Origin of the sequence: Bacteroides sp. An19 (assembly GCF_002160215.1) — a bacterium.
Classification (GTDB): domain Bacteria; phylum Bacteroidota; class Bacteroidia; order Bacteroidales; family Bacteroidaceae; genus Phocaeicola; species Phocaeicola intestinalis.
On record NZ_NFKD01000005.1, the window covers coordinates 69,699 to 89,928 of the forward strand.

Here is a 20,230-nt window from a genome sequence, read left to right on the forward strand (position 1 = left end):
AGGTTAACTTGTTATTCGAAATTTGTCCTGCTTTTTATTTGAAATATATAGTTTATATTTGAGAATGAAAAGATGATTGTTGTTTATTCAAGAATAGTATATTTCAATTAGATGTTTTAAAATCGTTATGGAATATTGCATACTCCATAACGATTTTTCATAAAAAGTATAAGTCTGATATGTAGTGGAAATCTGTCATGTTAAAAAATAAAATTAGCTGGCATTAAAAGGACGGATTTCGGAGAGGTTTTCATTGCCACTATCAATAAATCTATCAAGCACTTTAATCATAACAATAGGTATATTTTCCTTCCACAATATTTTTGCATTCAGCTCTGTACACACCAATGCAGCCTGTTTGAGTTTTTCCTCTAGATATGCTCCAGTTCTGATATATTCATTAAGAAGGTTTCTGCTCTCCGCTAATTTGATTACAGAGGCATACAGCTTATATTGCTCATTGATACATTCCAAATGGAACTTATCCTTAACCGCAGAAGGTGGATCAATTAATTTCAGTTTGGGCAAGTCTGACCTATTTAAAATAATTACGGTATTTGTAAATTCTATAGTGTAGTCTCCTGGCAAACTATACAATAATCTATTGTTTGGGGATTTGAACTGATACTCGTTTTCCTGCTGTAAATTCTGAGGGTAAGCATTGTACCAGTTAAAATGAAATCCGATGATTACCTGTTCGTCGGTCAGCCTTAAAGCCTGAAAGGCCTTGTCAAGATTTTCAGGGAAAACCCTGTATTCTCTTTTAGATAGATATTGGAAACTTCGGAGCCAACAGTTTCTGAAAGAGTGTAAGGTCGCGGCACTGAAAGATTCCTTGAAGTTGACATATCCTATTGTCTTGTCTATACAGAATGCTTCTGCTGGCATTAATTCCCGTATTCTTCCAATACAATCAAACTTGTTGTAGCTGATGTCCTCATCAGTGGTTATGTCAGATACTTTTGTAATCCACTCCATTTCCTGGTTAATACTATTTGATGCTATCTGATAAAAATCGTGAATTTCGTCTTCAGACAGCTGTTGAGTAATTTTTTGATGTTGGATTGCGGAAGTGAGTGAATGCGCAAGTATTTCCAGTACAGTCTTCAATTTATTTTTAATCCTATAAATCTGTGACTGATCCAATGGTATTATTGTTTTGACTTCTTCTAGTGGAATGGAGTTCTGTTCTATCTGTTTTAGAATAATTGGAACATTATTCAACCATTCATGCTTCTTTGACAAGGATTCAGGAAGAGCTGGCAGTGCATAAAAATCTTCGTAAGTATAAGAACGGTTAAGGGTTGACAGACGTAACATTAGGATATACAGATATTTCTGTATCCAACCGTTAATTATGCTGTTGTTGCGTACGCCAGCCTGAAGGCCAAAGAAAGGATATTTCTGCTCATACTTGTACATTGAATCGGGACTTGATGAAAGTAAATCCATATAAAGTGGAATGATTTCAGCTAGTGAACCTGGAATCAGTACATAGTGAGGGGGCTGGCTATTTGTGAAATACAGAAGCTGATTCAGAAGTTCGTGTTCTTTCCTAAATAATAAAAGTCCTCCTAATGCGATATGAAATTCCTTAAATTCATTCCGTTCTTTTTGTCTTAATTCTACCATTTTACTGTCAGCAACAACTTGTCCAGACGTGGTATAGGAAACGTTTATACGTTCTTCAAGTTGGATAGATGGAAGATGGAGAAACAGGTGTGAATGGGCAGCATTCCAATATTTGAGAATCCATTCACTACGTTTGTAGAATAATTGCTGGTTCAAGCAAGTCCAGATTGTGCGGTAGGTATTCTGATGCATTATTGTAAACTGAAAATCATCCAGCATTGCATTAACAATGTCATTACCGTTTTTTATGGAAACCGCTTCCTTTTGTTGCATACATAGTTGCTCATTTACGGAGACAATACCTTCGTATAACTCTGGCGGATACTCCATTACAGTCCATTGTTTACCTGCACGTAAAGATACAATCCAGTCATACAATTCCTGATAACAATTGCGTAATACATCTACGTTATTTTGTTTAAGCATGGCAATAAAAAACTCGAACCATGCTTTTCTGGTCTCTTGTGGGATATTGTTTCTTTTTATAAGATGATTTTGTAACCTTTCAGGCACGTTATAGATATAGATAAGCGTGAAAATCATAAATATGCTGATTGTCAATAGTACACAGAATATTGTAGCTAAAATAATGGCAGAATAGTCTATGTATTTTGTAAAAATCCCGAAATTATAATCGTTAGGCGGAGCTACCAGCTGATAGAACAGTAAAAGTATGGTAATAATCAACAGTCCAATAAAGCACTTTGTGCTTTTTTCATTCATGAAAATCTGTATTAGGCGAGTAGATTTATACTTATCGTCTATTCTTTGGATGACGCTAATTAACAAAGGAACGGCAATACCCAGAATGGCAGCTGTTATAGGTATAATAATGTCTTTAGAAAAAATATCCATAATGTAAAGTTTTTTAGTTGTTTTTATGGTACTGGAGGAAACTTGATAAATCCTCTTTTTGTAATGGTACAGGATGAAGCTTCATCCTGTATTTTTTTAGAGATTCGAGTATAATTTGTTTCAGTTCGTGTTTTTAAATCTACCATTTCTTTCCAATCAAAGGTATGCTCTATATTAAAAACATTCTGTTCATTGGCTGAAGTAAATCGCATGGATGATTTTACATGGATATTACCCTCTTGAGACCGGACATTCCAGTTAAATCTGGGATGATATTGTAATTTTGCAGCGAGGCATAATCTTTCGACTGTTGCCTGAATTATACCTTTAGTCGTGTTTAAATCTTTCAGACTATGGGAGTAATACCATTTGAATTCGTCATAAATTTTGTAGTCTAAAGGATTTTCAAATGGCTGGAATAACTTGTAAATTTCTGTACAAAAAGATGAGTCATAATCATGTAAGGATGCTGGAATTTCCTGATCCATTAAGACACGACAACCTTTGGCTCCTGCCTGTTCCAACTTGACAGCCTTGCTCACGGCATTGCCCAGCAGCATTTGTCCTAAATTGTTGTTATTGTCCTCAATAATATCTCCATAGGCAATTCCACCCCGACATAAAATTCCATTCTGTAAACAATCCCACATGATAGTATGACATGATAGTATGACATCTTTCATGTTTTCGGACCAGACGAAAGCGCAATCGGACAACTGGGTGAAATTCACTTTAGGGTACTTATTCTGGCAGTTTGTCAGGATTTCACGAAATATTATCAATATATTAGCAGCAAATTCCTGATTCCCTGAAGTCTGAAAATGTTTAGAGACTTGCCAGATGTTAAAATCGTCTTCTGTTAGCTGGATTTTATCTTGAGTTAATGCTGTAAATCCTAATATATCTACATAGAAGACAAAACCTTTTATGTTATTCATACTTATAATATGTTGTTTATAATTGATTATTTTTTTATCTAGTAAAGTGTTTTTATATTTCGAACTACATGATACAGATGAGATGGTTAGGTGATTACTATGTTATATAAGTTTATACTATCCACATATATAGTATTTTTAAAATGGATAAAGAATCTCATTTACCTTGAACATAAATACCTTTCCAGTTTTCCGGGAAATGTTTTTCTGCCCACATACAGTTGAATCTTTGAGGTGAACAAATGGAATTTGTCGCATAAAAGACAGCGTAGAAAACAGAATACGAAGGATTCCCTTTATAGCCTTCAACATCTGCCAGAATTTCGTCCATAGTCCTGTTGAGTTCTTTTTCATCATTCACATATTTGAATTCGACTGCACACTCTAATGAAGGTATCAATATATCCGGATTATAACATTTGGCTGTTTGCTGAAATTTATAATGACTACAATCTTTATTGTCAGGAAATGCCGCTTTACAGATCTCTTTGATAGGTTTGTACACATCAGCTTCTGATGTTGGTCGTTTCCCAAGGGTGTTAAGTAGTGTAGCTGTACTATTTAATATATTTTCTAGAATGTCAAATTCTTTGCGAGCACCTATAATGCTGAAATCATCGAAAGCATCCAAATATTTTCTGAAAACAAGCATCAGCTCGCTCCCCATCTCTTCAGTATCTGATAGTATTTTTCTTTTTGTTTCGTAGAATGGTGTAATTTCTGCAAGAAAAGTATTATAATAATTTGGCAGATGCTTTGCTTCAATATAAGCCTGTACTAAAGGAAGCAGTTTTTTTGCAATATAAATCAATGATTCTTCTCTTTCTTGTTCTTCCGTTTCATAAGCATAACGTTCTTCTTGTGATAATTTGGAAAAATCAGGAATTCCGTATTCTTTAAACATCATATAGTCGTAGTGGCTACGGTCGAATGCAGTCATTATTCTTTTTATTTTCTCTGCTAAATGTTTCATATTCGTTTATTTATAGGTTAAAATAGACCAAACGGTCTATTGCAAATGTATTCCATAAAATTGAGAAAAGGAAATGTTATGGTAATAATTTAAACTGTCGGAAGCTGGATTAGAATTCGTTAAAAAGAAATCGTTATGGAGTATGGTATGTTCCATAACGATTTCTTAAAAATCAGACTGTTACCGGTATTGAGAATATCTCTAAAGGGATTTTATTTAATCATAAATTCATTTCCATATGGATAAAATTTTTCATCTATCCATAGTTTGGAGTAGTCTGATAATTTGTAAATTTCAGGTTTATACAGATTTAATACCTTATCCAAAACTCTCTCTCGGAATATTATACCATCTCCATATTCTATGCTATCTAAAACGAAAAAATTCTGTTTGATTGAACAGTCTCTCATATCAGGATATACTGTAAAACAAGTACCTCGTTCTTTCTGTAAGTCACTTTGATATGTTATGCCTTTTCCAAAATGAAAAGAATCATTGTCAAAATGATTTATACGTAAAGCGTAGTATTTTTATCTGTCATAGATTCGTTTTTCTTGTTTACTACCTTGACGGTAGCAATATCATATTTATCAACGAACCCATTTTCTTGAAGTAAAGACAAAAATTCTTCCGATACGATTTTGAGTTTTATATTGCATTTATCAAGAAAATCAAATTGCAGAATTCCTGGTTTTTTGTTGCATTCGAGGTATAAGACTGGTGGTAAATTTTCTTCCCATCCATTCTTGTTTTTCCACATCCATTGCCCGTGGTTTGGGAACTTCTGCCTTTTGCTTTCATCGTAAGTATCACAGACATCAGATCTACCAAACTCCAATAATCCTTTAGGCAGTTTATCAATTCCATAGTTCCAAATATAGAGTTCTTCTGTATTCATAAATATTATTATCTTTTTTTACAATCTATGATTATGGCAAATCAGCAATATCTGTAAAATGTGTTTTTATAATTAAATAGATTTTTTCGGGATTAACTCCTGCTCGTATTATGTCTCCAATGAAATATTCTAAAGTATTTGCTCTTTCATCATCAGGCTATTCTTTATATGGCATTAATAGATATGAAATAGCTTGAAGTGTATGATATTCTTTGGTTTCTGTATTTATAGTGCTACATTTTTTGATATTGTACACTATAACTTATATAATTCCATAGAATTATAGTTTTGCGCCTTCCATATTCTACAACCACGTTCAAATATAGCTTTCTCTTTAGAACTTATGCATGATAAATCGAGTAATTTTAAGCATTCTTGAATGCAATTCATTACTTTAATATAGAAAGATACAGTATTATTAAGTTCTTCTTTGTTACATATCAATTCAATGACATTCTTCAATTTTTCCATATTCTTCTTTAATACCTAATTCTTTCATTACTATTTTACAGCACTCACATGCAGGAACTAATTCATTGGTTGGTTTCCCTTTAAACATTTTAACCGTTCTCATAGTAGCTCCTTTGATATCATATAATGAATATTCATTATCTATTGCATTTTGGGTTATGTAGAAGATGGTCTTTTCTATGTGCATTTGATTTGGATTATGAATTGAGTGACGTAGGATAAATGTTGAAAAGCAAGAAGGAATCTATTAAATGTATCTTTAGGGTATATTTTACCGAATATCCCTAAAGATACAAATGTTAATAAGATTTTCCGTAATGTCCTGCGTGCAGTCTCATGTCTTGTTTCCTTGCCCGTCGTACATCAGGATGGGCGTATCCATATAATCGTACACAATGGAATACTATTTAATCGCCCTGTCTCTTTGCCGCCTCGAACACCCAAGTGGTAACATCTTCTGCTGGTTCTTTGGGTGGGATCTATTTTTATTTGTTAATAAGAAATGTATTATCAAATGGTAATATATCCCATTTATATTGATTATTGTAAATATAAGGGAAATCTGATATTTTATATATCTGTGGGTGCTTGAAATTTGAAATTATATTATTTTTTATATCTAAATCAAAAATAATAGATTCATTATAACAGAATTGTGAAATATAGTATATTTTTTTATTAGTTACTTTTTTTATTAATTTTAAATTGGGATATAAAAAATGTTTTACACCAGCTGCTCTTTTTTGTGTATTTATATCAAAATCAAACAACAAATCATCGCTTTTTATAAATCTTATGGCTTTGTATTTGTTATTAGTCAAATAAATACCATCCAAATTTAGAATGTGGAGTTCAGCTATTTCATAGTAACTATCTGGTAGTCCATTGTTTCTTATAAAATCAAAAAATTGATCAGAAATAAACGCAATATTATAGTCATATCCATAATAATCAAAGTATATTTCTTTATATGATTTGTTTGTTATAACCATATATAAATCAGTAGGAAATTTATATTTGCTTTGTGATGGGTTACCCATAGATAAAGAATATAATTTCCAAATTTGATTTGGAATATATTTCGGTTTATTCTTATCAAAAGTAGATTTAATTATAAAATCATTTTTGTTTGGATAACCAATAGGCATCTTGGTTCTATTAAACCAAATAAATAAATTATTCATATCAGTTTTATATTAAACATTATATAGAATAAGGTTTAAGGATATTGATTTTCAATAATCATATTTCTTATTCGATATAAACTCTATTATTAATGTAATCTTTTGGCTCCATCTCCTTTGCGTGAAAGAGCTGTTTTTAATCTTGATTGTAAATCTTGTAACTCTTTTTTTGCTAATGATTTGTCTTGATGGACTTGGTAATTTGCCCTAATTTCTTTAATTCGATTTCTAACTAAATTAGAATAATCTTCATGACTACCATTGTGAAATATACTAAATCCACCAAATTTAATTGCGTTATCAGCACTATTAGGAAGAAATATTCCATTTGTTGCGTTATGTTTGCCTTTCATTCCAATTTCTTTGAAAAAGTCTTTATTTTCATCCCAAACTTTTTGTGGAATTATATGATGTGCTTGCCAGTCACGCGAACGAATACCTTGCGATACTCCTTCACCTGCTTTCTCAAGATTATTTCCTAATAGCCAGCCTCCTTTTAGTCCTAATAAATCTAACCAGCTATTAATATCATATACATATCCATAAAATATAAGATTATTACCTGCTAATCTAATAGGATCTTGACTTATATAACTACCAATTACCGGTTCATAGTACCTAAAGCGATTGTAATATAATCCTGTTTCTTCATCCGCATACTGTCCCTGAAACCTAAACGGACAATCGAACTCCGTTCCCTTGTCAACGGCAAACACTCTCCCATAGATGTCCAGCGTGCAGTCCCAGGTCTTGTTTCCCTGCTCGTCGTACATCTGGATGGGGGTGCCCAAGTAGTTGGACACAATGGAATACTGTTTGTCGCCCTGAATCTTTGCTGTTGGTACAAACGTGCCCTCCTCGAACACCCAGGTGGTAATATCTTTTGCTTGTTCTTTTGGAGGGATGTCTACTTCGTCCGATTGTAAGCCAATGTCTTTATCGCTCCATTCGTGTAAAGGCACGTTGCCGTCCCACACCCAGCGTGTGACCTTGCCGAAATACCGCTTGGCGGTGCGGCGTCCCAACGCATCATAGCGGAATTCCACCGGCCTGCCGTCCGGGCGCACGACCCGCCTGAGCATTCCGTTGGATGCCCACTCGTAGATCCATCCCATGCCCGTAGCTATACAGCGGATACCGCGTTTCTTTTCCATACGTTTGTGGTCATGGGGCACACTGTTGTCTTGCAACTCCTTGTACTCACGGAAAATGAGGTTTCCCTCGTCATCATAGTGATAGAAGCATGATGGGTCTTCCAAAAGTCTTCCTCCCGCACCGTATTTGCGGTCTTTTCTGTCCGGCGTCTCAAAGAGATTTCCCACGAAATCCGGCACGCGGTAAATCACGTCCGTTTCGGAACCTTTTGTCATTTCCTGACGGATGAGGAAGTCGAAATGGTCGTAATCGTAGCGCATGAGCGTTCCCGTCAGCTCGTTCTCTTTGGCGAGCAGCCGACCCGCGATGCCCCACTCGTAGCGGTATGCCCCACGCTCGATGTTGCCTGTGCGCACTGATTTATGCACCTCGCGTCCAAAACGGTCACGTTCTGTTCTAACAGTGACATTACCTGAATAAGTGCGTTGGACTTCCAGCCCTGTATTGTCACGTACCCATGAAGCTTGCCAGTTTTCTCCCGCCTGTATAGTCTGCAAATTACCCTCATGATCGTATGTATGGCGTATGTCCGCTCCTAGATTGCTGGTAATGCGGCTACAGTTACCTTCGTTATCATAAGTGCGGTTGACAGTATATTCTCCCTGCTTTTCTTCGATAACCAATCCTGTTTTTTTGTCACGTGTAAACTTCAGCTTGTTTTCGCTGTTTTCAGCTTTGATAAGCAATCCATCCTTGTCGTATGCATATAATGCAGTTTCGCCATCATATTGTTCTTCCTTTAGGATGTTGTCCAGTCCATCATACAAGTATTCCGTCCATTTGCCTCCGGGACGGTTTACACGTGTAACACGACCGGAACCATCACGTTCATATTCGCGCCTCAATCCATCAAAGCCTATCTCGGTAATGACTTGTCCTAGTCCGTCCAGTTCAAAGAAATAATTTTCACCAGTCTCGTTCCCAATACGACGGAGCTGCAATTCGCTGTTATAACCGAAGGTGATGCGGTGGCGTTCCTGCTCCCGGCTTTTCAATATGCCTAAAGCTCCGTAAGTAAATTTGACTTCACGGATATTGTCCTTGGCATGAATCATGTTGCCCATAGCATCGTACTCAAAATGGTGTACGTTGCCATCAGGTTCCTCTAAACGTATCAGGTTGTCTGCACGGTCGTATGCGTAACGTGTGATATTACCTTTTATATCTGTTGCTTCTATAAGACGTCCGTGGTTATCATAAAACCAGTGGCGGGAAAGGCCATTTGGAAAAACAAGCGATTCAAGTTCATAATGAGAATTGAATAATAATGTATATACACGTCCTTGCCCGTCTGTAATGGTATGAAGTAAGCCATCTTTATAAGAATATCTGATGGTTTGACCATTCATGGTAGTACGACTTGCAAGTCTGTCCTGTTCGTCATACTTCCATGTGAGTTGTCTTCCTTCTGGTGTACGCAAAGAAGTCAGATTGTAATTGTCATCATATTGCAACCAGGTATCTTCCCCATTTTCATCTGTTATACGGATAGGAAATCCAAAATCATTATAAATAGTCTTTCGGGTGTATCCTTCCGGGTTGACTATAACTTCCAATTCTTCAGAAGCATTGTAACGATAACGGGTTATTCCGCCATTGGCATCAATAATTTTATAGATAAGTTTGTCAGAACCATAGAAATATTCAGTGACAGCATTTTCGCCATTACGGATATGGGTTGTTCCTTTGCCATAATGGATATAGTATTCCATTACACCGCCATCACCCCATGTATGTATGCAGCGTGCGTTTTCGCCATTACCCTCATATTCCCAATGAAAGGACATACCGCCTTGGTTGACAAGTCGTATCAGTAGATGATTTTCTTTGTAAAAGAAATATTTGCTGACATTGAGGGCATCAATGGTTTCAATCATATTTCCTTGTTCATCGTAGCGATAGCGTACAAGCTTAACTTCTTCATTATCCTGTTTTATAGAAACACAGGTAACTCGTCCGGCTTCATCTGTATCTACTTTAATATGTTCACCACGAGAAGAAATAATTTCAACCAAGCGTCCAGCAGAAGCATATTTAAGTATGACAGAAAAACCGTCACGTGTAGAAATGGATGATACCATACGATATCCGGACTTATTTTCCGATCCGTTGAAACGGTATTGATAGCCACGACTATCAGTGAGTTGATAACCTTGCGAATCAAGTTCCCATTTCAGTTGTTCCTTTCGGTCTATCCATTTTTCACCAGCAAGAAGTATGGGCAAATAAGATTCACGTCCATCCGCATGACGAATTACAAAAGCTTTATCATTGATTTGTTTTACTCCCATATTATAGCTATGATGCCAATTATAACCTAATGGACCATCGACAGCTGCATCACTATAATAGGTACGTTCCCATTTAATTGGAATTGGACCAGGAAGTTCAAAGTCTACATTTGTATGATAAACTCTTCCGGTAGCTGCATCTACAGGTTCTCCAAAAGTTTTGCACTTAATGGGCTGTAGGATATCTGCCAGTTTGTTTTTCCCTTTTTTACGTAAATTGTTTATGAGATCTTGAAACTTATCTCCAATCTTTTTCCATATTTTGCCAATGCCTTTCAGACCCAATTTCATGGTTAGGGCAAATAAATCAATGGTAGGAGGGCCACCTACAAGCACAGGCTTTCCCACAGAAGTTATGGTTGAAAGCATGGAAGTCGGTGCCATCAGAGCCTTACTTACCTTTTTAGGCTTCCCTTTACGTGGAATGGTAGGGATACCGACCAGATTACAGGAAAGCGAAGGATGGGTAAGTGTGGAACAGGGAGCACCGTCTGCCAAGACAGTAGAACTTCCCATCCACATTTCAGATTCCGACATACCACTTACCAAAGGTGCCGGATGAAGTACAAAAGCCGGAAGATGTAAAATACTGATTCCTGCCTGCGCAATCCACTGATTATGTACCTTTACGGAAGGAGCCATTCCCTTCAATACATTGCATGCTACACCTGCTATACCAGAGGTTGCAGGTGGTATAGCAGCGGCAATTCCCGCCATAATATCCGCCATAAGGTCATAGATTTTCCCAACATGCGGAACCGGCATAACAGGAGAAGGCGGCGTAACAGTGGGATGCATATCAATACCTATGGAAAGGTCGCCAAATTTGGCAACAGGCATCCCGGGCATGGAAGGGAGCATTCCGCCCAACCCTGCCTGAATATTATCCAAAGCTGCTTTGGAGTCTGCGAAAAGGTCGGCAAATCCACGCTTGGCACTGCTGCTTTGAGCTAAATCATTGAATGGCATACAGGTAAGTTTTGAAGTGAAAAGGCAACCGGAAGTCAGAAAAGAAATCCCAGTTGCCTTCAGAAAAAGTTATTAAATTCAAGCATCCTGAGCATAGTCGCTGTTCCAGTCATTTTCATCATCACCCTTGGTTCCTTCAAGTTTGATTACAAAACTCTTTGCAGGGAAGTACGGAGTGAGGTGAATATCCAGGAAGATGCGGTCTTTCTGTTTCGGATCACGTTCAAATCGGAGAATCTTGAACTTTTCGATAAGACGGCCAGGACCTTGGATGCTATCAAGGAACTTGCTGATTTGACTGCGTAAATCTCTTTCGGCCTTACTGTTCCAGTTTTCAAATGCACGGCGGTTGAGGAAGTCCATTAATACTTTTGTAACCCAGTCGAATACGCGGACTACCGAATAAGTCTGTAAACCTAAGTTGTCACCATTGAAAAGTGTTTTGGCTGAGAATGCCATTACTTTACCGTATTCCTTAACCATCGGAATCAAACCAATCTTCTCGATTTCTGAAATTTCACTTTTCTTCAGATTGAAAGCAACTCCGTCAACTTCACTCATTGAACCATACTTCTTACCGGCTGTTACTTGTGCCATTACTGTCTTATAGACACTGCCTGCTAGTGCAGCAGAAGGAGGTACAAGCAGATCTTCGGTTTCACCCAGTTCCGCATAGCGTCCTCTGCCGACAAGGTAGTTACAAGTCATACATACATTTGACTTATAGATGTCGCCTCCGGATAAATTGGAGTCAAAGAACATTTCAATAACATCATCCGGTTTTTCAAGGTCGGCAAAGTCTGTGTAGATCATTACTTTGTTATCGTGTGCAATCTTTGCCCATTTCTCAACAACCTTGTTTGAACCCAGAAAACCAGGGATAACCAATAATGAGTAGTTTGTTCTTAAGTCAAGGCGGTCATAGTTGGCGCGAAGTTCATTGGCAATCGCGTCAATGAAGAATGAGTTGTCAAGATCTGTAAGCTGAGCCATAGATGCATTGACAATGGAAACATTCTTAATCTTGTCCGAGTCAGTGTTCTTGTAGAAGAGCATGACTGTACGGTACGATTTTTCCAACTGTTTGACTTCCTCTACCGCTTTGAGCTGGTTTTGTGAAAGTAAATCTGATACAGCTGCTGATTTTTTCTGACAAGCATCAATCATTTCTGTGATAGATTTGCCGCTTTTCAGCATTTCTACCCACATTTCAATACTCTTTGCAAGTTCTTTACGTTCAGCCGCTTTTTCATTACTGGTCAAATAAATATTGCGTCTTGCCTTACGCTCTGGATTGAGGTTCTGTATTCCATCTACAGAAGATTCCAGTACATTGAAACCACCAAATTTGGCAAGAGCCTGTAACTCAGTATTTAAGTTTCTGGTTTGTACGGCAGCAACTTGTTGTTCCGCAGCTTCTATTTTAGGATTCTGTTCACTCATAACTATCATTCATTTACAGAGTTAGACTTTTCGTTGTTTTTCAGTTCGTCCAGCATGACTGAAAGTGCATTGACAAAGGCGTCACGTGTAGTGGGATTCTCCAGAACCCGTTGCAGAACCTTGTTCGAACGCAAAGACTTTTCCATTCTGTCTGCAAATTGTTTTTCAGCATTCAGACTGGATAGAAAAGGACTATGTTCTGTCATCTTGGCAACAGAAAAGTCACCAACATTGTTAAAACGGAAGTTCTCCTCGACTGGTGCTCCGTCCGCATCAGAGAACTCAATATCTATTTCCGGCTGGAAATGTGCAAAGACTTCGTCAATGTTGGTAAGACCTGTTACAACTTCAGGTGCTACCGGTTCGTCCTTTGTCAATTGCTCAACCATTAAAGTTCGGTTTTGTGGAATATCCGCAATACCTTCGGATGCTTCGAGTTTTACCTCGTTTCCGCCGATTCCATAATTTCCAAGTTCCATACTATTCTAATTTTAAATTAAAAATATGTTAACTATTTCTCTTGATTTTAACTGAATATGTTCTTCTTTCTTCTGGCCTTGGCTTGTTGCATGGATGGGTTATCAACAAGTTCCCTCCAATCTTTGCCAAGCCATTCCTGTAATTGTTTTTCGAGTATTTCTATGTCTGAAGGAGCCCTTACTTGTTTACCTGTATGCAAAGCGAGATAAGCGGCATAGGTAAATGTCGAGTTTCTTCTAATGTTTTCAGGAAGATAACTTCCGCCTGCCAGTGATAGTAAAAAGAACTCGAAAGCACTTTCCATCTTGCCCTCTTCATAACGCAGGAATCCACACATACGGTAACCTTCCATCACATAATAGGCATCTTTTTGCTCAACAGCTTTCAAGGCTATCTCCTTATATAGTGAAATCGCTTCGTCACGCTTCTTTTCTGCGGTAAGTATGGCAGCCTTCATGGAAGCCGCCATTTTCCAGTAGCTATATCCTGTCGTATCACCGCCCATCATAGCCTTTTGGGCTTCATTAAGAGTAATTTCACTGTACTTCATGCTGTCCTTATATTCTCTGATGGCATAGAATGCTTCAGATGCAATAAACAGTGAAGATATATAGATACCATTGTCTTTTAGTTCTTTGGCTATGTCCAAAAGTTTGTTGACTTCCCTTCCTAACAGTTTTTTATCCTGTTTTTGGGTACAGTCCATTACAACGGTAACCTGTTGTTTAAACTTGTTTTCGGGAGCTGTAAGGTCTCCTCCGGCATCTCCTTGTGCCATACGGTTGCGCAAAGCCTGAACCAGATTGAATTTGGGATAAATACAGGCTACCATCCGCGAGTTGTCAAGTCGTATGCTACGGTTTTCAGCTATATCAATAGTGGCTAACCGAATTCCTTGTGGTACACCTTCTGATAAGACTTTTGAGAACCATTCTGTACGTTTCGGACCTTTCAATTGTCCGGGAGGGAAATAGATGCAAAAGCCGGTGTCTTCCAGTCCGGAGATACAGGATTTTAACCGTAGCATCTCCTGCCATAAGGCAGCAGTAGTGTGAGGAATGTCTGTTCGGGGAAAATACTCTCCAGTTAATAGTCCGTCCTGTTTCAATGCCTTGAGAACATCATACTTTTCGTCAATTTCTTCTGTAAACCAGCTGACATATTCTTTCCAAAGTTGCTCTGTGAATTTTTCATCATCGCCCTCATATATCGAGTCAAAGCGGAAAAAAATGTCATCAAACTCTCCTACCGGGGAACGCTCTATTTCAAAAAAACGATCAATCAAATCTACGTCTGTAGCTTCGACAACCCATATTGCTAGCTTCCAGTCTTTACGGACTTCTATTTCAGCCCAGTAATCAACCGCTTTATAGTATTCTTGTATAACAGATGCTGATGCTCCCATATTAGTTTGTTTAAGAGTTTATTTTTACGATGCCTCCTGTTACGGTAACATCGGCTGTACCTTCTATGGACATGTTGTTGGCTGTAACTGTACCTGCTTTGCTGGTTTGCTCATATTGACTTTGTGCTTCAACCTTTATATTTGTTCCGGTTGTAGCTATGGCTGTCTTTTCTTTACTGATAATCAGATTTTCGTTACCAGAAACAAATGCAATGTTCTTTTCAGCTTCGAGACAGATTGTTTCGGCCTTCATGCCAATGGATTTATCCTCCATTGCAATTATTGATTCCGATTCGTTTGTGATAATCACACTCTTTTTCGCCATAATGGTAATGCTGTCCTTTCCATCAAGAAGAATCAGTTGTTTTCCTGTCTGGTCTGTTATGGTAATACTTCCTGCTTCATCATTGAAGATGATAGCATTACCACTACGGGTAATGATTGTTTTAAGCTGATTGTTGTCACCTCCTCCTTGTCCCGATCCTGAGTGGAACATGGCTCCGGAAACATAGGGGCGGTCCGGGTTTCCATGTTCATAGCCAATCATGACCTGGTCACCAACCTCCGGTACGAATACAAGTCCGCGGTTTTTGCTTACGGCATCACTAGTTCCGGCATTAGGGCTTTGTACTCTGATCCAATTTGTAGTTTTGCTGCCTTTTTGCCATTGAAAGTGCACCTTAACTCTTCCTTGCCCTTTTTCATCTTTATTTTCCTGAACTGTAGCCAGCTCCGGCATTGCTGTAGGAAACCTGACATCAGATACGGGCAGATTTGTTGTATCGCCTGGAATTCCGAAAAATGTATTGGAGTAATGACCGTCCCGGTGTACTTCGTGAATAATTTCTGTTACAAGATATTTTCCGAGTGGAGAAAGTTTCATCTTGTCGGGGAACGAAACATCAATTATTTCGCCGATTCTGATACGGCAAGTCTTTCCTGTACCACTTATATTGAGCAGTCTTGCTCCAGAAGCATTTCGTACTCTTTTCATCTGGTCATCAAGTTCTGCCTTATCCTTGATATGTGGATTGGCTGAGGATATGACTTTTACTGGATATGCCTTTTCTGAACGTGCATGTGCGATAGATTGAAGATCGCTCATCCTTTCCGGTTTGGCTGGTGTATCCGCATTATGTTCTTTGTTCTCCTGCGCTACATAATCGTATCTTGCAGATTTTCCAGGAACCATATTGGCTATCAAGCGAACTTCCTCAAGATCTACGTCATATTGAAGCTTCTCCGTATTAATATTTTCCGGTTTACCGAAGTAAATTTTATTGCCGTCATAATAGAACCACTCGCCATATAACAAAGAAAGGCGGTTCATGAATGCAAATGCGCTTTCGTTGTATTGTGCCAGATATGAAATCGGGTTCGTATATTTAGGTGCAATAACTATTTTCTCGTTGCCATATTCTTGTGTCGCTTCATTAATGATTGCAGATAATGATTGTTCAGTCCATGAATCTAGTGTGCAGTTACTGTCGAACAGAATTGTGGGGCTTTCTCCATGAATCGCTATACCACCTGCCTCGCCTTCACTTCCAATCATTTCAACCTTAGTTACCACTCCTTCAAATACATAACTGTCACTAGTCTGCCGATGGGTAAACGAAATAGTGATAGTCTCTCCAATGAAATTGATGAATTTCTCCGGAGTCTGCTGGAAGGTATTGTTTGGTGAAAGATAGTTGACAATCACTGTAAAATCGTGATGTTTGTTGAAAGACTGATGGAGACGAAGGGAAACGAACTTCTGTTCTTCTCCTTTTATCGTCACCTTTGTAGCCACCAGATTCAGAAAACTTGCTCCCATATTATTAATTTCTATAAGGTTATTACATAAATAAACCGACTAGTCGGTATGTTTTGAGGTGCCAAAATAACCGGAATTGGTATATCCCGGCACCTCAAAACTTTAACCCAAAACTAACCATTAGTTATTTTCCGGCCAGTCTTGTGTAAATGTAACTTCGTTCATCTTTACTGTCTGAGCAGAAATAGTGAACTTGATTGTCATAGGATAATCATTAGCTACACTTAGTGCCTCTTCGTACTTAATGACATAACCGTTTTCAAATACCAGTTCTTTCATTTTAGCATCTTCATCAGCTTTCTTGAAGACGATGTTTCCGTTTACTGGCTGGTACTGTTTGAACATCTTGTCCAATACGATTGTGTCAGGAGTAGATTCGACTTCCACGTTAATGGTACCTCCATAAATGTCAGATGCCGGACGTCCTTTAGGATCTACATCACGGTTAAACTTGACATCCCATCTCAATACATCAAACTCTTTAGAGTCTGAAAACTTAAATGACGCTTTAAATGCCATGTTCTTAAAGTTTTAAGTTAATAAATTGGTTCACTTTGAAATCCTCAAGGTAATCAGAATCCTGTTGCCATTTTCCTTTTCCTTTGGGATTTCTGGCGCAATGTATGCTTTTTTTCGAATATTGCAAAGAAAATCGGATGTTTTTTTCGTACAATATGCTCATGAGCATAAAAAAATTGTCGGATAATGCATTGAATTTAATTTTTTACTTTTATATTTGCATTGTTCTCCTGCGCAATTTTTAAATCTTTATTGATTATGGATACAGGAGTTAGTTTCATTAATCTTGATGATTCTGTAAAAATTGCGCTTAACATAGCACAGGCAGTGGCTCGTGAGAATGCGAATGAGTATTATATGCCCTCGCATTTATTGAAGGCTCTACTCCATAAGGAAGTGGGGCTAAGAGATTTTATTGTTAGTATTGGAAAGGATTTGGGCTATCTGGAAGAGTGGGCTGATGTATATATTGAACAATGTCCCAAGTCTACCCAACTTTCCGAGATTAAACCTTCAGAAAAAATTGATTTTATATTTCGGGCTGCGGATGATGCCCGTATTCGTCTTGGATTATTTGATATAAATCCCATCTGTGTTCTTATTGCCTTGGTAAAACCAGGAGTCGCTTTTTCAAGTGACCAGTTGAGGTCTTTTCCGATTCAGGAAAGAGACATATTATCCCTATATGTTAATAACACAGAAAATCCTGCTGTGGAAAATTATCATGCAGCTTCGGTATCAGACAACTATGGTCCCGGAACAGGAATAGGAAGTTCATCATATCTTTCCAAATATTGTATTGATCTGATGGCTGCCGCTCCTGAAAGATTATTGCCGGTTATCAATAGAGACCGTGAGACCCGTATGGTCATGGAAGTGCTGGGTAGCCGAAGTAAATCAAACGTTTTGATTGTAGGTGATGCCGGAGTTGGAAAAACAGCTTTGGTTTATGGTCTGGCATGGGATATTGTTAATAAGAAGGTTCCTTCTTTTCTGGAAGGAGCCCGTATCTTCGAGTTGGACAATGCTTCGCTTATTGCCGGAGCCACCTATAAAGGAGAAATCGAAGACCGTTTGAAGAATGTATTGAAGGAACTTCGCCATATAGAAAATTCCATCCTGTTTATAGATGAAATACATGTTCTACTGGATAGCAGACAGGGTAATTCCGGAGCGGGTAATATCCTGAAGCCGGAGCTGTCACGTGGAGATTTGACCGTAATTGGTGCTACGACAATAGACGAGTATAGGAAGATTATCGAACCTGATCATGCGTTCAGTCGTAGATTTGAGGTCGTTCAGGTAAATGAACCTGATTTAAAGTCTGCCATTCAGATGCTTCATAGCGTAAAGAAACAGTATACAGATTATCATCATGTAGGTATCAGCGATACTGCTGCGGCTGAATGTGTGCGTTTGGCCAAGCGTTATGTAAAGGAACGTCGGTTGCCTGACTCAGCCATTGGACTTTTGGATATGACCTTGTCTGCCATAAAGATGGTAAATGAAACAGGGCAGCAGGACGTAAAAGAATTGCTTGATGAATTGGATACTATTGAAAAAGCCGAAACGGAAGAAAGTGAAAAAGTTGAGGACTTAAAGACTTTATTGTTTGTTATGCGCAATAGGCTAAGCCCTATCTTGCAAGGAGTGATAACCGATGAAACGGATGTGAATGAGCTTCAGGATTATACTGAATTGAAGAGTTATCTGCTGAATGCGTTGAACTTGATGCGCGAATTTGCCGAAAAGAAAATCGAAGAGGTAGAAATATATGAAGTCGCTGCGGTGGTAGCAAGCAGAACCGGCATTCCAATAGGGAAAGTACAGTCACAGGAGAAGGAGCGTCTGTTGAATATGGAGGACTATTTGCGTAGAAGAGTTGTCGGGCAGGATCAGGCCTTGAAAACACTTACGGATGCAATCCTTGAATCGCGTAGCGGAATGAATAAGCCGGGACAGCCAATCGGCTCCTTCTTCCTTTTAGGACCTACCGGTACCGGAAAAACAGAGTTGGCAAAGGCTTTGGCTGAGACATTGTTCAATGATGAAAAATCCATGATACGCTTTGATATGTCGGAATTCAAGGAAGAACACTCTGCGGCCCTTCTGTATGGTGCCCCTCCGGGATATGTAGGATATGAAGAAGGCGGTATGCTGGTAAACAAGATAAGACAGCAGCCTTATGCAGTGGTTCTTTTTGATGAAATAGAGAAAGCCCATCCATCGGTATATGATATATTCCTCCAAATAATGGATGAGGGCAAACTTCATGACCGTTTAGGCAAAGAAGGTGATTTTTCCAATTCCATTATTCTGTTTACATCCAATGTGGGCAGCGAGTGGCTGACTAAACAGTTGGAATCGGGAAGCGTACCTTCTACTACACAGATAATGGAAGTGATGGGAAGACATTTCCGTCCGGAGTTTCTGGCCAGATTATCTGAAATTGTTCCATTCTCTCCTATCAGCGAGGATATTTTGCTGATGATATTCGACATACAGTTTAATGGCCTTAGAAAACTGCTTGACCGTCAAGGTATAGCAATTGAAATAAGTGATGATGCCCGTAAACTGCTTGCACATAAAGGATTTACCCCTAAATATGGAGCAAGGCAGGTTGCCGGTGTGATTCGTAATTATTTACGTAGGCCTATTTCCCGTCTTATAATAAAGGAAGAGTTGTCGAAAGGTAAGACCTTGAAGGTAGGATTGGATGAAGCGAATGAATTAACTTGGGATATTCACTGAAAATCAAGATTCTTATGTTTGGATATACAGTATTTTTAAAAATCGGCAATCTGGCAGCTACATCGCTGACGGATATGTATAAGGACAGCTATCAATTGATAGGGTGTGAATTTGGCTTCGCCCAAGGTATTGATTTTAAAGGTCAGGTACAAACAGAAGTTAAGGGAGGTACTTTCTATGTAACTTACCCTCATCTGCCTAACCGGGATATGATTCAGTGGATGTTGGATGCCCGCAAATATCAGAGTGGAGCTATTGTAGTTCATGATAACCAAGGTTCCGCTCTTGAAAAGATACTCTTTGAGAAAGCGACCTGTGTAGATATGGAAATCAGCTATATCCGGCAGGGAAAGAGCTATATCGCGACTAAACTTACTGTACAAGCACAGAAGTTAATGTTCGGTACAGAAGAATTTGAAAATCAGTGGGCACTCTAAAAAGAAAATG

13 protein-coding genes and 1 pseudogene are annotated in these 20,230 nt (G+C 38.4%); 2 read left to right on the forward strand and 12 right to left on the reverse strand.

Annotated elements, in window-relative coordinates:
- Positions 1 to 213: 213 nt before the first annotated feature.
- The 12 genes and pseudogenes from B5F25_RS03360 to tssD (B5F25_RS03415) all read right to left on the reverse strand — a co-directional run bounded on the left by B5F25_RS03360 (position 214) and on the right by tssD (B5F25_RS03415) (position 17,032).
- Positions 214 to 2,487: a hypothetical protein gene (locus B5F25_RS03360; protein ID WP_087247570.1), complete on the reverse strand. Its 2,274-nt coding sequence runs from the start codon at positions 2,485 to 2,487 to the stop codon at positions 214 to 216.
- A gap of 23 nt (positions 2,488 to 2,510) precedes the next feature.
- Positions 2,511 to 3,425 carry a hypothetical protein gene (locus B5F25_RS03365; protein WP_241148345.1) on the reverse strand — a complete coding sequence of 305 codons (915 nt, stop codon included), beginning with the start codon at positions 3,423 to 3,425 and terminating at the stop codon, positions 2,511 to 2,513.
- 157 nt (positions 3,426 to 3,582) lie between these two features.
- Positions 3,583 to 4,398, reverse strand: a complete 816-nt coding sequence (locus tag B5F25_RS03370) for a hypothetical protein (protein ID WP_140406849.1) — start codon at positions 4,396 to 4,398, stop codon at positions 3,583 to 3,585.
- A 212-nt stretch (positions 4,399 to 4,610) separates the two neighbouring features.
- Positions 4,611 to 5,296 (reverse strand): annotated as a pseudogene (locus B5F25_RS22700) (Imm43 family immunity protein).
- Between the two features lie 445 nt (positions 5,297 to 5,741).
- Complete coding sequence (locus B5F25_RS03380; RefSeq protein WP_087247576.1) at positions 5,742 to 5,954, reverse strand: hypothetical protein; 213 nt, start codon at positions 5,952 to 5,954, stop codon at positions 5,742 to 5,744.
- A 298-nt stretch (positions 5,955 to 6,252) separates the two neighbouring features.
- On the reverse strand, positions 6,253 to 6,951 hold the full coding sequence (locus tag B5F25_RS03385) for a hypothetical protein (protein WP_087247578.1): 699 nt from the start codon (positions 6,949 to 6,951) through the stop codon (positions 6,253 to 6,255).
- An 89-nt stretch (positions 6,952 to 7,040) separates the two neighbouring features.
- Entirely contained in the window at positions 7,041 to 11,366 is a 4,326-nt protein-coding gene (locus B5F25_RS03390) for a DUF6531 domain-containing protein (protein ID WP_087247580.1), read from the reverse strand.
- Positions 11,367 to 11,444: 78 nt separating this feature from the next.
- Complete coding sequence (locus B5F25_RS03395; RefSeq protein WP_172772635.1) at positions 11,445 to 12,818, reverse strand: DUF5458 family protein; 1,374 nt, start codon at positions 12,816 to 12,818, stop codon at positions 11,445 to 11,447.
- On the reverse strand, positions 12,815 to 13,288 hold the full coding sequence (locus B5F25_RS03400; RefSeq protein WP_087247582.1) for a hypothetical protein: 474 nt from the start codon (positions 13,286 to 13,288) through the stop codon (positions 12,815 to 12,817). The genes B5F25_RS03395 and B5F25_RS03400 overlap by 4 nt, the downstream gene beginning before the upstream one ends.
- 47 nt (positions 13,289 to 13,335) lie before the next feature.
- A complete protein-coding gene (locus B5F25_RS03405) occupies positions 13,336 to 14,694 on the reverse strand; it encodes a hypothetical protein (protein WP_087247584.1) in 1,359 nt (452 codons plus the stop codon).
- Positions 14,695 to 14,704: 10 nt separating this feature from the next.
- Positions 14,705 to 16,513 (reverse strand): phage baseplate assembly protein V, encoded by a 1,809-nt coding sequence (locus tag B5F25_RS03410; RefSeq protein ID WP_087247585.1) that lies wholly within the window; start codon positions 16,511 to 16,513, stop codon positions 14,705 to 14,707.
- A gap of 120 nt (positions 16,514 to 16,633) precedes the next feature.
- Positions 16,634 to 17,032, reverse strand: coding sequence for a type VI secretion system tube protein TssD (gene tssD / locus B5F25_RS03415; RefSeq protein ID WP_087247587.1), 399 nt, complete (start codon positions 17,030 to 17,032; stop codon positions 16,634 to 16,636).
- A gap of 258 nt (positions 17,033 to 17,290) precedes the next feature.
- On the opposite strand from tssD (B5F25_RS03415), the gene B5F25_RS03420 reads away from it, so the two are divergent.
- On the forward strand, positions 17,291 to 19,783 hold the full coding sequence (locus B5F25_RS03420) for an ATP-dependent Clp protease ATP-binding subunit (protein ID WP_087247589.1): 2,493 nt from the start codon (positions 17,291 to 17,293) through the stop codon (positions 19,781 to 19,783).
- Positions 19,784 to 19,797: 14 nt separating this feature from the next.
- Positions 19,798 to 20,220, forward strand: a complete 423-nt coding sequence (tssD, locus tag B5F25_RS03425) for a type VI secretion system tube protein TssD (RefSeq protein ID WP_087247591.1) — start codon at positions 19,798 to 19,800, stop codon at positions 20,218 to 20,220.
- The last annotated feature ends 10 nt before the right edge of the window (positions 20,221 to 20,230 follow it).

Coding starts and splice junctions, on each gene's coding strand:
- B5F25_RS03360 (WP_087247570.1), bottom strand. CDS start 2,487: ATGGATATTTTTTCTAAAGACATTATTATACCTATAACAGCTGCCATT.
- B5F25_RS03365 (WP_241148345.1), bottom strand. CDS start 3,425: ATGAATAACATAAAAGGTTTTGTCTTCTATGTAGATATATTAGGATTT.
- B5F25_RS03370 (WP_140406849.1), bottom strand. CDS start 4,398: ATGAAACATTTAGCAGAGAAAATAAAAAGAATAATGACTGCATTCGAC.
- B5F25_RS03380 (WP_087247576.1), bottom strand. CDS start 5,954: ATGCACATAGAAAAGACCATCTTCTACATAACCCAAAATGCAATAGAT.
- B5F25_RS03385 (WP_087247578.1), bottom strand. CDS start 6,951: ATGAATAATTTATTTATTTGGTTTAATAGAACCAAGATGCCTATTGGT.
- B5F25_RS03390 (WP_087247580.1), bottom strand. CDS start 11,366: ATGCCATTCAATGATTTAGCTCAAAGCAGCAGTGCCAAGCGTGGATTT.
- B5F25_RS03395 (WP_172772635.1), bottom strand. CDS start 12,818: ATGATAGTTATGAGTGAACAGAATCCTAAAATAGAAGCTGCGGAACAA.
- B5F25_RS03400 (WP_087247582.1), bottom strand. CDS start 13,288: ATGGAACTTGGAAATTATGGAATCGGCGGAAACGAGGTAAAACTCGAA.
- B5F25_RS03405 (WP_087247584.1), bottom strand. CDS start 14,694: ATGGGAGCATCAGCATCTGTTATACAAGAATACTATAAAGCGGTTGAT.
- B5F25_RS03410 (WP_087247585.1), bottom strand. CDS start 16,513: ATGGGAGCAAGTTTTCTGAATCTGGTGGCTACAAAGGTGACGATAAAA.
- tssD (WP_087247587.1), bottom strand. CDS start 17,032: ATGGCATTTAAAGCGTCATTTAAGTTTTCAGACTCTAAAGAGTTTGAT.
- B5F25_RS03420 (WP_087247589.1), top strand. CDS start 17,291: ATGGATACAGGAGTTAGTTTCATTAATCTTGATGATTCTGTAAAAATT.
- tssD (WP_087247591.1), top strand. CDS start 19,798: ATGTTTGGATATACAGTATTTTTAAAAATCGGCAATCTGGCAGCTACA.